The 15707-nt window shown below is 52.4% G+C and carries 11 protein-coding genes; 7 read left to right on the top strand and 4 right to left on the bottom strand.

Annotated features, from left to right (window positions below):
- Nucleotides 1–400: 400 nt before the first annotated feature.
- Nucleotides 401–847 carry a preQ(1) synthase gene (gene queF, locus Q9292_RS14290; RefSeq protein ID WP_194747615.1) on the bottom strand — a complete coding sequence of 149 codons (447 nt, stop codon included), beginning with the start codon at nt 845–847 and terminating at the stop codon, nt 401–403.
- A gap of 79 nt (nt 848–926) precedes the next feature.
- Here queF and smc point away from each other — a divergent pair, with 79 nt between their 5' ends.
- The 7 genes from smc (at nt 927) to Q9292_RS14255 (ending at nt 13224) form a co-directional block, all read left to right on the top strand.
- Entirely contained in the window at nt 927–4436 is a 3510-nt protein-coding gene (smc, locus tag Q9292_RS14285) for a chromosome segregation protein SMC (protein WP_313989267.1), read from the top strand.
- A 52-nt stretch (nt 4437–4488) separates the two neighbouring features.
- Nucleotides 4489–5922, top strand: coding sequence for a cell division protein ZipA C-terminal FtsZ-binding domain-containing protein (locus Q9292_RS14280; RefSeq protein ID WP_313989264.1), 1434 nt, complete (start codon nt 4489–4491; stop codon nt 5920–5922).
- Between the two features lie 2 nt (nt 5923–5924).
- On the top strand, nt 5925–8009 hold the full coding sequence (gene ligA, locus Q9292_RS14275) for an NAD-dependent DNA ligase LigA (RefSeq protein ID WP_313989309.1): 2085 nt from the start codon (nt 5925–5927) through the stop codon (nt 8007–8009).
- A gap of 59 nt (nt 8010–8068) precedes the next feature.
- Nucleotides 8069–8890, top strand: coding sequence for a tetratricopeptide repeat protein (locus Q9292_RS14270; RefSeq protein WP_313989262.1), 822 nt, complete (start codon nt 8069–8071; stop codon nt 8888–8890).
- Nucleotides 8891–9066: 176 nt separating this feature from the next.
- Complete coding sequence (gene msrP, locus Q9292_RS14265; protein ID WP_313989259.1) at nt 9067–10014, top strand: protein-methionine-sulfoxide reductase catalytic subunit MsrP; 948 nt, start codon at nt 9067–9069, stop codon at nt 10012–10014.
- A 1-nt stretch (nt 10015) separates the two neighbouring features.
- Nucleotides 10016–10630 carry a protein-methionine-sulfoxide reductase heme-binding subunit MsrQ gene (locus tag Q9292_RS14260; RefSeq protein WP_313989256.1) on the top strand — a complete coding sequence of 205 codons (615 nt, stop codon included), beginning with the start codon at nt 10016–10018 and terminating at the stop codon, nt 10628–10630.
- A 332-nt stretch (nt 10631–10962) separates the two neighbouring features.
- The gene (locus Q9292_RS14255) at nt 10963–13224 is read left to right on the top strand and encodes a GGDEF domain-containing protein (protein ID WP_313989253.1); all 2262 of its coding nucleotides are present in this window, start codon (nt 10963–10965) and stop codon (nt 13222–13224) included.
- Between the two features lie 59 nt (nt 13225–13283).
- Here the strand turns inward: Q9292_RS14255 and Q9292_RS14250 are convergent, their stop codons facing one another.
- The 3 genes from Q9292_RS14250 to Q9292_RS14240 are packed head-to-tail and all read right to left on the bottom strand — an operon-like array spanning nt 13284 to nt 15705.
- On the bottom strand, nt 13284–14219 hold the full coding sequence (locus Q9292_RS14250; protein ID WP_275356374.1) for a flagellar motor protein MotB: 936 nt from the start codon (nt 14217–14219) through the stop codon (nt 13284–13286).
- Nucleotides 14219–14971 (bottom strand): flagellar motor protein, encoded by a 753-nt coding sequence (locus Q9292_RS14245; RefSeq protein ID WP_194747605.1) that lies wholly within the window; start codon nt 14969–14971, stop codon nt 14219–14221. The genes Q9292_RS14250 and Q9292_RS14245 overlap by 1 nt, the downstream gene beginning before the upstream one ends.
- Complete coding sequence (locus tag Q9292_RS14240) at nt 14971–15705, bottom strand: RNA polymerase sigma factor FliA (RefSeq protein ID WP_275355227.1); 735 nt, start codon at nt 15703–15705, stop codon at nt 14971–14973. Before Q9292_RS14240 ends, Q9292_RS14245 begins: the two co-directional genes overlap by 1 nt.
- Between the last annotated feature and the right edge of the window lie 2 nt (nt 15706–15707).

Raw genomic sequence — 15707 nt, 5'->3', positions numbered from 1 at the left:
TCGCTCCCGCAGAGTTTGAACGGCGGTATTTCGAGAGGCTCGAAAATATCTAGGCTAGCCGGGGCGATTCATTCTAATTTTGAGTGTAATATACTCGCTAAAGTAAATGATTACATGAATACAAAGTTGGATACATTCATGGATACATTCATGGATACATTTTCAGGGTGGGTGCTCTGTAAGCCTTATAAATACTGACTTCATTAGTTTTATTGCATTAATCCCCGTGGGGACGCCAAAAATCACTCAGTGATTTCTAGCTTTAAATTTCATATTTATTTAAATCACCTGCTTATTAAAGCTTAAGCTTCTTTAAGGCTATGGTGTCAAGCTGCGTACAGGTTACGCAGTAAAAAGCCCGGCAATGCCGGGCTTTTGTTTTTCTGCATGGTCAAATGGCTTATCCGCGTATATTACTTTGCGCAGAAAACTGAGAGAGCTCGACAAAAGGTTGTGGCTGCCAGCCTGGGGCACGATGTTCGGCCACCACATTGGTGAAAATGCCACCACGGACATAAAACTTGGCGGTTACGCGCATAAATTTTGGGTCTATGGCAGAGACTAGATCATCCAGAATCTGATTGGTGACCGCTTCATGGAAGCAGCCCTCATCGCGGAATGACCACATGTAAAGTTTAAGACTCTTGAGCTCAACACATAATTTGTTGGGAATATAGTCCAGATAAATCACCGCAAAGTCAGGTTGACCGGTTTTTGGACACAGGCAGGTAAACTCTGGAATTTCCATATGGATATGGAAGTCTCTCTGCGAATTGGGATTTTCAAAGGTTTCCAGTGTTTTAGTCGGTTGTGCAGTGGGTTTCCCACCAAGTAAATGTTCGTTCATTGTGCGCATGTTTCGTCTTAAAAATGGGTATTATAACGCTTAAGCGACCACTCAAATTCTTATAAGCAGTTTACTTACTTTGCGTCTGACACATTTAAAACTTGCGGGGTTCAAGTCTTTTGTTGATCCAACGACCATCCACCTGCATGGGCAGCGTGTGGGCGTGGTAGGGCCCAATGGCTGTGGTAAGTCTAACGTCATGGAGTCGGTCCGCTGGGTGCTGGGCGAATCCTCCGCCAAGGAAATGCGCGCCGATGCCATGGATGCAGTGATTTTTAACGGATCTTCGCATCGCAAACCTATTTCGCGGGCCAGTGTCGAGCTCATTTTTGATAACAGCTTGGGTGGTGCCAGTGGCGAGTGGAATCAATATGCCGAAATCTCGGTCAAGCGCGTAATCGAGCGCGATAAGGGCTCAAGCTACTATATTAATAACACTGCGGTACGCCGTCGGGATGTGGCAGATTTGTTTTTGGGCACCGGCCTTGGGGGGCGTGCTTACGCCATCATCGGTCAAAACACGATTTCACGTATTGTTGAAGCCCGGCCAGAAGAGCTGCGCGTATTTCTCGAAGAAGCCGCAGGGATCAGCAAATATAAAGAGCGCAGGCGTGAAACAGAGCTACGCCTGCGTGATACACGTGAGAATCTTGCGCGCGTGGAAGATATTTCACGCGAGATGAACAAGCAGATTCTCAAGCTGGAGGCGCAAGCCGTGGTGACGCAGAAATATCAGTCACTGCAAGCGGCGTACCAACTGGCTGAGGCGCAATGGTGGTGGTTGCGCAAGCGAGATGCTGTGCTGGCTTACGAGGCCGCTTCACAAGCGGTAGCGCACGCAGTGAATGCGCTGGAGGAGAAAGTTGCGGCGTTAAGGCGTTGCGAGCTGGTTTTGGAGCAGGCTCGACAGCAGCATCAGGCCGCATCAGGCGAATTGCATACGGCACAGGCGGCCTTTTACGAGGCCAACGCGCAAGTTTCCAATCTGGATTTACAAGTCAAGCAATCGGAAGAGGCCCGCTTAAGACTGCTGCAACAGCAGCAACAGCTGCAGGGGCAGATTGAACGTGGTAGCCAGCAGCAAGCGCAGTTACAACAGCAACTGGACGAAAAAACCACGGCACTCGCCTCCGCACAACAAGCGCTGACCGCACAAGCGCAGCAGTTGCAAGCCTTGCAACAGGCTTTGCCTGCACAGTCATTACAGTTGCAAGGCATACAGCAAGCCGCCAGTCAAGCACAGCAAGCCGTGCAGCAATGCCGCCAGCAGATGCAACTGGAGCAGAATAACGTACAGTTTTTGCAACGCAATCTTTCTGAATCCAGCCAGCGCTTGCAACAGTTACAAGATGAGCTATCAGCCTGGGCCTTGCCAGATATGCAGGCCTTGGAGGGGTATAAGCAGCAGCAGGCGCAACAGCAAGCTCAGTTGCAGCAAGAAGAACAGCAGCTACAACAATGGCGGGTAGATGAGCAGCAGCAACAGCAATGGTTGCTGCAAGCCAGGCAAGACTGGCAGCAGGCTCAACGCCAGCTGAACCAGATTGAAGCTGAAATCCAGTCTTTGCAAAAGTTGCAGCAAAGCCTCAAGCAAGCCCAGCAACTAGGGCCCTGGTTGCAACAAAGCGGTTTGCAATCAGCGGCGCGTTTGTGGCAGGCGGTACAGGTGGATGCCGCATGGCAACCCGCACTCGAAGCGGTCCTGGGCTATAAACTGAATGCCTTGCTCACTGAATCTTTGCCGATGTTGGCTACATTACCGCATCCGCAAGCCGCTTTAGCCATAGCCATGCATGGAACGGCCAGCGATAGCTTGCCAGACCATTGGCAAGGATTACCCAGCTTATATAGTTTGCTCACGCTCAAGCAGTCGGAAATGGCTGGTGCCTTGCAGCACTGGCTCATGGGTATTTACGTGATTGAGGATGTTGCCCAAGTGGGCCAGTTTCAATCGCAACTCCCGGCAGGCGTGAGTCTGCTTAGCAAGCAAGGGGATCTCTATCAACGCTATAGCGTGGTTTATCATGGCCGCCAGAATGCCATGCAAGGCGTGTTGGAGCGGCAGCAGCAACTGGACAAGTTACAGGCCGGTTTGGAAGCCGCGCAAGCTGCGGTTAATCACACCCAACAGCAGGTGCAACTGATTGAACAGGCGCTGCAACAGTTGCGCTTGCAACAGCAGCAGGCACATCCACGGATCAAACAATATACCGCAGCCATGCATGAGGCGCAGATGCAACAGTCAAGCTTGCAGCAGGCCTATGACAACGCGTCGCGCAGGCAAACCGCCTTACAACAAGACCTGTCTGCGCTGCAGGTACGGCAGCAGAGTCTCAATGACGAGCTTTCGCAAGCGCAAGCCAGGATCGCGCAGTATCAGGCGCAGTTTGCCAGCCTGGAACAGGCGGCGCGCGAAGCGCAGGCCCTCAAGCATCATGCAGAGCAAGCCTATTTTGATGCGCGTGACAGCGTACAGCAGGCTGAAAAAGCGCATCAGTCACAAGTATTCGAGCAAACCCTGTTGCAAAATGCTGTCAATGATTTGCAGCACCGCTTGAGTCAGCTCAGCCAAGAGCGTGAGCATTTGCAATTACGCCTGCAAGAAACCGAGCAAACGCTCGCCGTCAGTGCCATGGAAACCTTGAAGGTACATTTGGCACAGGCCTTGGACAAGCAGCACACTTGTGAGCAGGCGCTGGCGCATGTGCGTAACGATCTGGCGCAGAAAGAAGCCGTTTTGCAGACAGAAGAGCGTCAGCGCATGCAAATCGAGCAGCAATTGCATCCCTTGCGCGACACCGTTGAGCAACAAAGACTTAAACAGCAGGCCTGCCAGCTGCAAGTCGAGCAATGTCAGCAGTCTTTGTCTGAAATGGGTCTGGATGAAGCCATGCTTCAACAAGGGCTAAATCAAGACAGCAAAGCCGAAACACTGGCGCAAACGACCCAAAGGTTACAACAGCAGATCCAGCAACTCGGCGCGGTCAACCTGGCTGCGATTGAAGAATTAGCCAGCGAGCAGGCGCGTAAAGGGTATCTGGACAGTCAACTGCAAGACCTGCTCACCGCCAGCGAAACGCTGGAAGAGGCGATCCAGAAAATAGACCGCGAAACCCGCGGAAAACTGCGCGCAACCTTTGATGAAGCCAACCGTCACTTTGGCGAATTATTTAATACCTTGTTTAATGGCGGCAATGCCAAGCTGGTGCTGTTGGGTGATGAAATTCTGGATACCGGCGTGCAAGTCTTTGCGCAACCGCCAGGCAAAAAAAACACGACCATCCAGTTATTGTCCGGGGGCGAAAAAGCGCTGACGGCCATGGCGCTGGTGTTTGCGCTGTTCAGGTTAAATCCGGCACCGTTTTGCCTGATGGATGAGGTGGATGCCCCATTAGATGACAGCAACACCGAGCGTTTCTGCCAACTGGTGCGCGTGATGTCAGAAAAAACCCAATTCTTGTTTGTTTCTCACAACAAAATCACGATGGAGATGTCTGAACAGCTAATTGGGGTCACCATGCAAGAGTCGGGCGTGTCACGGATTGTCGATGTGGATATCGAAGAGGCCATCCGCATGCATGCGGCTTAGCGCCAGTTTTGTTGTATCATAATGCAAGCGTTATAAAGGATTGTTAAGTCACATGTCTGATTTGTGGATGATATTGGTGTTGCTCGGGGTCAGCATCGTTCTGGCAGTGGTTGTATTTAACTGGTGGCAGGAAAAAAAATATCGTAGAGACGTTGAATACCGTTTTAGTCATACCCGTAGCGATTTACTGGATGGCGAGCCTGCCGCCAAGGTCAAAGAGGCTGCCAAGAAAGCTGCCGTGGATACCGCCCCTGTGTCCGAGGAGGTGGAGGGCTGGATGTCTGAGCCCCGTGTACGCCAAACCGGCGTGCGGCCTTCAGCTCAACCTTCTGTTAAAGTTGAGCCGGAGTTTTCCAATCCTCCCCCGGCAAAAGCCGCAGAACCCGCCAAGCTTAAACCAAAACCAGCGCCTGCCACTTCTCCAGTTAAAACAGCGCCTGTTCAACCGATTCATGAGCCAGTGATCAATGTCACCAAGCCAGAACCGGTCACCCCACAGGTGTCGGCTTATCAACCGCCAGTCGCAGTGCCAGAGCCGGCTGTGGTGGCAGAGCAACCGACTTTTGCTTTTGAAGTACCGCCAGTCCAGACCTTGGAAGAGATGCCATCGGCAGAACCGGCTTCCTTGTCCCCGACACTGCTGGACTTGCCTGCTGAAGTGCACCCCTCTATGGATTGGATCGGCTTGATTGATGCGCCACTAGGCGTCATGTTGGTGGAGCTGGAAGATATGCAAGCTGAGGTACGTACGTTCCCACAACATGCCACCCTCTGGGCGCAGAGCGCAACAACGGGCGAGTGGCAGGATGTATTGGCTCTGGATGCTGCCGCCATGCAAACACAAACGCCCGCCAGTCAGGTCGCTTGCAGTTTGCAATTGGCAGACCGTGGCGGTCCCGTTGATCAGGAAACGCTCAAGCGCTTTCAGAAGTCCATGGAAACATTGGCCAGGGCGTTGGGCCTGACTGTGGTATGGCAGGGTGGATATGAGCCTGCATTACAAGCACAAGCGATAGATGCTTTCTGTATAGACGTTGATAAAGCCGTTGAATTTCATGTGTTAGCCAACCAGGGCATGTTTCATGCGACCAAGCTGCGTGGCTTGGCTGAAGCTTGCGGCATGCAGCTGAGTGCCGAAGGCCGCTTCGAGTTATTGAATGCTGACGGTCAATTAGTGTTTTCAGTACGTAATTACGAGGGCAAGCCATTTTCTGCAGACATGTTGAAATCCGCAGTGATGACTGGGGTGACTTTCCAGCTGGATATTCCTACTACGCCTGACAGTTTGCAGGTGTTTGACCAGATGGTCGAAATTGCACGTCATCTGGCGACTAGCCTCAATGCCGCCCTGATTGACGTCAACCGCAAAGCGATTGGTGATCCACAGCTGGATAAAATCCGCCAGCAACTCAAAAATATCTCTAATGCAATGGCGACGCAGGGGATTATCCCCGGGAGTAGCCATGCCAAGCGCCTGTTCTCCTGATGATGTCCATGCAAGAGGCTGCGCTGGCATTGCAGCAGCTCAAGCAACGTATTGCCGAGTATGACTATCACTATTATGTGCTGGACGCGCCCTTGGTCAGCGATAGTGAATATGATGGCCTCTACCGCCAGCTGGTCGAGATTGAGCAGCAATATCCAGCGCTGATTACTGCGGATTCCCCCAGCCAGCGGGTGGGGGGACAGGCGCTGGCTGCTTTTGAAAGCGTGCAACACCGGCAAGCCATGCTTTCCCTGAATAATGCCTTTGCAGACGACGAGCTAGATGCATTTGACCGTCGAGTGCGTGAAGGTACCGGGGAGGCCGTGGTGGCCTATGCCGTCGAGCCAAAATTTGATGGCCTGGCTATTACCCTGACCTATGAGCACGGGCTATTTGTGCAGGGCGCGACCCGTGGCGATGGGTATACGGGGGAGAACGTCACCCATAACCTCAAAACCATACGCGCCATTCCCAGCCGCTTGAATATTGCGCAGCCACCAGCCTTACTTGAGGTGCGCGGCGAGGTCTTGATGTTGAAAAGAGACTTCGAGAAGCTCAATCAGCAACAGGCCGCTGCTAATGGCAAACTGTTTGCCAACCCGCGCAATGCCGCAGCAGGTAGCTTGCGCCAGCTGGATCCTCACATTACCGCCAAACGCCCTCTACATTTCTTTGCCTATGGTCTGGGCGCCAGCATAGGCGTGCCGGAATTACATACTCATTCTGAAGCCATGCAATACCTGGCTGACTTGCGTTTTCCTGTCAGTGATTTGCGCGCGGTGAAAATAGGCGCTCAGGGGTTGCGGGAATACTATGCCGAGATTGGCGAAAAACGGCACCAGTTACCGTTTGACATCGATGGCGTGGTCTACAAAGTGAATGACTTTGCCTTGCAGGCCAGCCTTGGCTTTGTCTCGCGTGCGCCGCGCTGGGCGGTGGCACACAAGTTTCCGGCCGAAGAGGCGACAACCATTGTTGAAGATATTTCTGTGCAGGTGGGCCGTACTGGTGCGATTACGCCTGTTGCCAGATTGAAACCCGTATTTGTAGGCGGCGTGACGGTCACGAATGCCACCTTGCATAACGAGGATGAATTAAGGCGCAAGGATATCCAGATCGGCGACACCGTGATTGTCAGGCGGGCAGGGGATGTGATCCCAGAGGTTGTTTCGGTTAAAACAGAATTACGCCCGGCAGATACGCGCCGCTTTGTGATGCCTGCCGTCTGCCCGGAATGTGGCTCGCATGTGGTCCGTCCGCAGGATGAAGCAGTGGCACGTTGCACTGGCGGATTGATCTGCCCGGCACAGCGTAAACAGGCCATTACACACTTTGCTTCTCGCCGTGCCATGGATATTGAGGGCCTGGGTGAGAAGCTGGTAGACCAGCTGGTTGCACGCGAACTCGTCCATCATCTGGATGATATTTACCGTTTGACACTGCCCATGCTCAGCGACCTTGAACGCATGGCAGAAAAATCTGCACAAAATGTGCTGGTAGCCATTGAAAAAAGCAAGCAAACGACCTTGCCCAGATTTATTTTTGCATTAGGGATTCGCAATGTGGGTGAGGCCACTGCAAAAGACCTGGCACAACATTTTGGTAATCTTGATGCCTTGATGCAGGCCGATGTAGCCGCACTGACGCAAGTCAAGGATGTCGGGCCGATTGTGGCGGAAGCTGCATATCAGTTCTTTCAGGAACCGCATAACCGCGAAGTGATAGCCGCCATGCGCGATTTAGGCGTGCATTGGGCCGACATTGAAAAAAAGGCCGCTTTGACCCCGTTTGCTGGCAAAACCTTTGTGCTGACTGGCACATTGCCTACGCTCAAGCGTGACCAAGCCCAAGCGTTGATTGAAGCCGCGGGCGGTAAGGTCAGCGGCAGTGTCTCGGCCAAAACCAGTTATGTGGTGGCCGGAGAAGAGGCGGGCAGCAAACTTGAAAAGGCGCAGCAACTGAATATCGCCATTCTGGATGAAGACGCATTGCTCGCCATGTTACAGGCCGCTTCTGAAGATGACACGACGACGGAAACGCCCTCTGATTCAATCGAACCTCTCTCAAAACAATCGAGTTTATTCTGAATATGAACTTAAAATTAACTTTAATTTTGGCTGTTAATCTATTGATTATCAATGAATCAATGGCTAAGGATGCTGCATTAGATGCCTGCGATACTGCCGTCCAAAAACATCAATACGCTGAAGCCGTCAAACTTGCGGAGCAGCATGCTAAACAAGCTGAGTTTTGGCTTTGCAAAGGCCGCGCGCAATCGGGTTTAGGGGATAACACCGCCGCCCAGCAGAGCTTTAAACAGGCACTAAGCCTCAAGCCGGAAGGGCTGGATCTGATTGCGGCGCATATGCTGTTGGGCAATGCGCAGCTGGAAGCCAAAGTGCATGCCGCGGCGCTGGAGAGTTATCAGCAAGCATTGAAATTTAGCGAGCAGCAAAACATGCGCCGCTATGCCCGCGTTGCCCACAACCTGATCGGCGAAGCCTATTTTGAAATGGAGCAGTATGCTAACGCGCTCAAATCATTTGAAGCCGGCGAAAAGCTCTCTTTGAACGACGATGAGCGCGCGGATAGCTATATCCACGAAGCCATGAGCTATCAGCAGTTAAAACAGGCTGAAAAAGCGATTGAATATCAGCTCAAAGGTGTCCTGATGCTGCGCAAATCAGGCACCCCTGACCAATATGCTGAAGCCAGCCTGACTTTGGGGCAATTGTTTACCGATAAAAAAGACTTTGTCGGGGCAGACAAAACCTACCAGCGCTTGATGGAGTATGCGCATGAAAATGGCGGCGAATTTTATGAAGCCAAGACCGCCATTCAATGGGCCGCTTCAAAAAAGGCACAAGGGGATCACGCGGCTGCGCAACAGTTACTGCAGCAAGCCCGTACCATTGCCGCCAAATTAAAAGATGCTGAACTGGACGCATTGTTGACACAGGCAAAGTAAAGCATTCCCAATCAAACTGGATGATTTGCGCTTGAGGCCTATGCATAGCCTCAAGTGACGCATTTAGCCCTGTCAAACGTCCCTGGCAGTTAAAGATTTATTTTTATTTGGAATCCCCTGTAAGGTTTTCCTGTCATACGCGACAAACATACAATTGTCACCACACAGGAAACATCATGCAATTTGACCCTCACCGCAGCAACCCCAGCGGAATCTTACCCTCAGAAATCACGCCGCAAGCGCTGTTTGAACAACGCCGGACTTTGATCAAGGCTGCTGGTGTCGCCGCTGCCAGTTTATGGTTGCCGACCACGGCACAGGCAGCGCAAACGCTGGAGTTTCAAAAAACCGCCTATGGCAAGGAGGATACGCTGACCGCTTTGCAGGATGTGACCAATTACAATAATTATTATGAGTTTGGCACCGGCAAAGAAGACCCGGCGCGAGAGGCGGTGCTGTTCAAGCCGACGCCATGGACCATCAAGATAGAAGGTGCGGTCAAGCAAGCGAAAACCATAGGCATTGAGCAACTGATGAAGCTGGCACCGCTGGAAGAGCGGATTTATCGTATGCGCTGTGTCGAGGGCTGGTCTATGGTCATCCCATGGATAGGGTTGCCGCTTAAGGCGCTGATTGACTGGGCGCAACCGACCGGCAATGCAAAGTATATTGAATTTGTGTCGTATAACGACCCACGGCATATGCCTGGCGCGCGCATGCCAATACTGGACTGGCCTTATGTGGAGGGGTTGCGTATGGATGAGGCCATGCAACCACTGACGATTCTGGCGGTGGGACTGTATGGCAAGGTCTTGCCAAATCAGAACGGTGCACCAGTGCGTCTGGTGGTGCCATGGAAGTATGGGTTTAAAGGGGCCAAAGCCATTTCTACCATTCGCTTTGTTGAGCAAATGCCAACGACAACCTGGATGCGCGCGAGTCCGCGTGAATACGGGTTTTACGCCAACGTAAACCCGCAAGTCGATCATCCACGCTGGACGCAGTCCTCAGAGAAGCGTATCGGCGCAGGACTGTTTGCCGGGCGCGTGAAAACCAAGCTGTTTAATGGTTATGAAGAAGTCGCCAGCTTGTATGCAGGCATGGACTTGAAGAAAAATTTCTAAGATGAGTCCTTTATTCACATGGCCTTCTCTTTCAGTGAAAGACCGCATCAAGGGGGTGAAGATGCTGGTTTGGCTAGGCGCATTACTGCCGATACTGCGCCTGGTCTATCTGGGGGTTACCAATGACTTGGGGGCGAATCCGGTTGAGTTTATTGAGCGTTCGACCGGCACGTGGGCACTGGTATTTTTGTTACTGTCACTGAGTGTGACACCGCTTAAATCTCTCACCCGGCTAGGCTGGTTGATCGCCGTGCGGCGCCTGTTAGGGTTATGGATGTTTGCCTATGCCAGTTTGCATGTGACCAGTTATGTCTGGCTGGATTATCAGTTCGACTGGTCGGACATGGTCAAAGATATCGTCAAGCATCCCTATGTGCTGGTTGGGGCATTGGCTTTATTATTGACTGTGCCGTTGGCGGCTACTTCTAATCAGGCAGCCATGCATGCCCTTAAACAGCGCTGGAAAAGATTGCATCAACTGGTGTATGTGATTGCGGTCTTGGCCTTGCTGCATTTCTGGTGGCTGGTCAAAAAAGACCTGACTGAACCGATCATTTACAGCGGTGTGTTTGGCTTGATCATGCTCTTGCGTTTGCCTGTCTTTAGCAGGAAATAGAGTTGGGCGATTTTTCTTTGATTTTTTATGATGCAAAGCCATCTCGCTTTGGTTGAAGCCCACTTGCCGGATTTACCCCAAAGTAAAGCCGGGGTGGGGGATGGTCGCGCACTGTTTCTACCCGCGAACTTGCTTGCAGCCAGACAAGTGTTAAGGTATCTGTGCTTGACAGCGCACTGCTTTTTGGACACATTATTGTAAATATAATGCGCAGCCATCCAGTTGGTAGTGCTATTCTAAAAATATTCTTCGGGGGTGTGCCATCTCATGACCAGCGTATTTACCTGCGTTGGAGGGACAGAGATTGTGCACTGCAGTTGTGAAAGTTTGCGATGTCTTTAGTAATCTCTGAGCCAAGTGCTTCAATATTGGCCAATCCTGCACTGTGTGTGCTTCTTGAGCAGTGGTCTGATTTGCTTGATCCGGCCCAGTATTATCTGGCGGTTGAGACCAATGCCGCCGGTGATTGTTTGTCTGTGTTAGCGCAAGGGTCGGCTGCGTCTACACCAGCGCATCAAGTCTTGAATAGCAACGGCCTTTGGCAAGTCTTACCCGCCGAAAGTCATGCGTTGATAAAAGCCCTGTTAACGCCCGCCACTGATCAGACCACCCAACAATGCATACAGATTGCCTGCGACCAGCAAGGATTGCTGTGGCTAGAGTGTCGAGTGCATTATTTTTTGCATGGGCAAAACGAGCCACGTTGTTTGCTGCTGGTGCGGGATGTGAGTCAGACGCATCAAGCTGCCTTGCTTTACCAGCAAGAAAAACAACGAGTGCGAGACTATGATCGCTTCAAGTTTTCTATGCTGGAACTGATTCTTAAAGAACAGGATACCGAACACATCCTGGCCTGGATCGCTGGCGAGATCGAAGCGCTGCATCCCGAGACCTTTTGTGCCATCGTGTTGACGCAGGATCTGGGGCAACGTGTACAAACCGTGATCGCGCCCAGTTTGCCATCCCCGCTACTGCAAACCTTGCAACAACTCAAGCTGGAGGCCGGTAACGGCTCTCTAGCCACCGCGATCGCCACGCGCCAGCGCGTAGTGGTTGAAAATGTCATGACCCATCCTTACTGGCAGTACCACCGAACGGCAGCATTGGCTTCGGGGGTGCAGGGCGGATGGGCAGAGCCTATTCTCAATGCTGCGGGGGAAGTGCTCGGGGCCTTTGCCTTGTATTCGCGTCAGGTACAAGTTCCTACAGCCGCTGAGCAATCCCTGATCGGGCAGGCGGCCAGACTGGTCAGTATCGTCGTGGATCGCCATTTGTCACAGCAGTCGATGCAAATCCTGGCCTATCTTGAGCCGGTGAGCGGCTTGCCTAACCGCAAAAAAATGTATGAAGTATTGCATGCCTTGCGTCATCAATCCGCCGCAGAGCAACATGGCGGTCTCATTTATATAGACCTCGACCATTTCAAATGGGTGAATGAAGCCCATGGCCACAATGCAGGCAATACGCTGTTGCAGCAAGTGGCGCAGCGCCTGCAAAAGGCGGCACAACCGCATTTTATTGCCTGTATGGGCGGCGATGAGTTTCTAATTCTGCTTTCCGGGCTGTCCACCCAAAAAGACAAGGCGGTACAACAGGTCTGGGCCTTGCAGCGCAAATTGCACAAGACCCTGCAACGGCCGTTTAACGTGGCAGGACTCAAGCTGCCGGTGACCGCCAGCATGGGTTTGTGCAGTTTTAGCGGGACAGACATGGATGAAACGGACTATGTGAAAGCCGCGGACATCGCTTTGCACAAAGCGAAGCAGTCTGGCCGCAACCATGCCTGTCTGTATGAGCCTGGCATGCAGACCGAGATTGCGACGCAAGCGCGCCTGGAAGCCGAGCTGCGCGAAGCCATCGTCCAGCAACAGTTGCGGGTTTATTATCAGGTGCAAGTGGACCACACCGGCCGGCCGTTTGGCGCAGAGGTCTTGCTGCGTTGGCAACACCCCACGCAAGGCCTCACTTCACCGCTGCAATTTATCGCGGTGGCCGAGAGCAGTGGCCTGATTGTTGAAATCGGCATGTGGGTACTCGACCAGGCATGTGCACAAATTGCCGTTTGGCAACGGGCACAAAAAACACGTGAACTCAGTTTGTCGGTGAATATCAGCGCGCGTCAGTTCCGACAGGCCAATTTCACCGCCATGGTCAAAGCCTGTTTACAGCGGCATCAAATCAACCCCAATGCCTTGCGTCTGGAGTTAACCGAAAGCCTGCTTTTGGAAAATGTGGACGATGCGGTACGCATCATGACAGAGCTCAGCCAGTCAGGCATCCAGTTCTCCCTAGACGACTTTGGCACCGGCTATTCTTCGTTGCAATATCTTAAAAAATTGCCACTGTATCAACTCAAGATAGACCGCTCATTTGTAAATGATATTGTGACCGATAGTCATGACCGCACCATTGTGCGTACCATTATTGCCATGGCGCAGAGCATGTACCTCGGCGTGATTGCCGAAGGGGTTGAAACCCCAGAACAACTGGAACTGTTGCTAAACAATGGTTGCCGCCGCTACCAGGGTTACCTGTTTGGTAAACCCATGCCAATAGACGCATTTAATGATTGGTTGCAACAAGCGTTGGTTTAGAAATGATGCCCTAAAAGGCGATGGTTTAAAAAATAACTTTTACGGCCGCACAGCCAAGGTCAAGGCTGACTGTTGCGCTTGTTTGTCATTGCTGATGGCAAGGTAGCTGGCGTTGCCATCGGTGGAATCTCTGCGGTTGCTTCTGGCTCGGCTGGCGAGACTTCCTGGCGGTTCGCCAGATTGGTGGTGAGTTGCTCACCTGCCTCTGCGGTGAGGATGCGCAGGGTGATACGGCTGTTGAGCGATTGCGCCAGGTTATTGTCACTGCTGGAGACCGGCCGCGTTTCTGCCAGGCCAAGGGCTGAAAGCCGTTTGGCGGCGATGCCATCGGCGGCCAGTGTTGCCGCGACGCGTGCTGCCTGCGTGGCCGTCAATGTCCAACGCTTGCTTTCTGCGTCAACCATGCCACTGAAGGTGTGCTTGTCACTATGCCCTTCAACCTGGAGGGTGCGGTATTCATTTTTTAGTTGTGCGCTGATGATGTGCAGTACCTGGTTGGCCTGTGGTGTATATGCCGCCTGATTGTTCTGGAACAGCAGATGGGTAGAAATATCCATTTCCACCCCCAAGTCTGACTGGTAAACCATGATCTGTTTTTGCTCTATCCATTGCGCCAGCGTGTTGGCCAGTTGTTGAGCCATGGCGCGTATTTTCTCCTGATCACGCTGTTTTTTTTCCTGATATAGATAGCTGAGCGGCAAAGGCTTCATCACCGCACTTGGGACTTGCCCGTTTTGATTCTGCGCGCCAGGAACTGGCAATCCAGGCGTTTGTAAGCCCTGTGGCATATTCTGCGGCTGGCCGACAGCCCCCGGTTGCCCCTGAAACGCATTGACGACCGAGCTGGAGAGGGCGCGGTATTTATTCAGGTTAATGTTGGAGGTGGCATACATGACGACGAAAAAAGCAAACAGCAGGGTAATGAAGTCTGCATAAGAAATGAGCCACCGTTCGTGGCTTTCCTCTTCATCTTCGAGCTTGTGGCGTCTGTACATCACGATTGTCTCAAATGCAGATAAGATTCCAGCCGCTCACTGACCAATTTTGGATTGTCGCCCCGTGCGATGGAGACCCAGGCATTGAGCAGCATTTCGCGCCTGGACATTTCATGCTGGACATGGCCTTTGAGTTTGTTGGAGATGGGTAAAAACACCAGGTTGGCGAGCGCTACACCATAAATGGTGGCAACAAAGGCCACTGCGATGCCGCTACCGATCTTGCTTGGGTCAGACAGATTCTCCATGACATGAATCAGGCCGAGCACCGCGCCCAGAATACCTACGGTGGGCGCATAGCCGCCTGCCGCTGACCAGATTTTGACAGCGTCGCGCTGTTGCATTTCGTAGTAATACATATCAATGGCACAGACTTCGCGGATGCGATCAGGCGGGGTGCCGTCCACCAGCAATTGCAAGCCCTTGCGTACGAAAGGATCCTGCTCACGCTTGATGTAACTTTCCAGCGACAATACGCTTTCTTTGCGCGCCTGCTGGCTCCATTGATTGATTTTAACGGCGAGTTTTTTGCGGTCATCTTGTGGGTGGACAAAGGCCAGCTTCAACATGCGCAGGCCTTTGATAAACACTTTGAGTTCGGTTTGCAGCAAGACGGCGCCAGTCGTGCCGAGAATAACCACGGCAAAGGCAGCAGGTTGCATCAGGGAGTTGAGGTGGCCCCCTTCTATGACTTGGCCCAGAACCAGGCCGCCGAGTGCAATCAGCAGTCCGGCCAGGCTACCCCAATCCATCAGGCGACTCCGGTCCAGGCTTTTTCACGCATGGCGGCACGCAAGCGGGCGACCGCCTGGCTATGCAGCTGGCAAACGCGTGATTCGGACACATTCATGATGGCGCCAATCTCCTTGAGGTTAAGCTCTTGCTCGTAATACAAGCCCATCAATATCTTTTCGCGCTCAGGCAAGTTGTCGATAGAGGCTATCAAGGCTTCACGGAAGTCGCTTTCGAGCAGGGCTTTCACCGGGTCGCTGCTATCATCGTCCACATAACGATCCAGAAAGTGCTCGCCACCGTCATCGTCCTGAAAATCTTCGTAATAAATCAGCTGGTGACCCTGGCAGTCGCTCAAGACCTCGTAGTAATCTTCCAGGCTAAAATTCATGTGCTTGGCGATTTCGGATTCGGTAGGCGGGCGACCCAGTTTTTGTTCCAGTTGCTGCACAGCCAACTCGATATCGCGCATGTTTTTGCGGATACCGCGCGGCAGCCAGTCGGCACCGCGCAATTCATCCAGCATGGCGCCGCGTACGCGCTGAGAGGCGTAAGTTTCAAATTGTGCCCCATGCGTATCTTCGTAACGCTGTATCGCGTCCATCAGGCCGATCATGCCCGCTTGCACCAGGTCATCCAGCTCGACGCAGGAGGGCAGCTTGGCCTTCATTTGATACGCCATTTTCTTGACCAGGCCGCTATGCATTTTGAGCATCTGATCGGTATTTTGAGTCGTGCCTTTAGCGGTATACATGT

Source organism: Methylophilus sp. VKM B-3414 (genome assembly GCF_032248435.1).
Lineage (GTDB): Bacteria > Pseudomonadota > Gammaproteobacteria > Burkholderiales > Methylophilaceae > Methylophilus > Methylophilus glucosoxydans.
The sequence above is the reverse complement of the archived record's forward strand: the minus strand, read 5'-3'. Positions and strand labels throughout refer to the sequence as shown.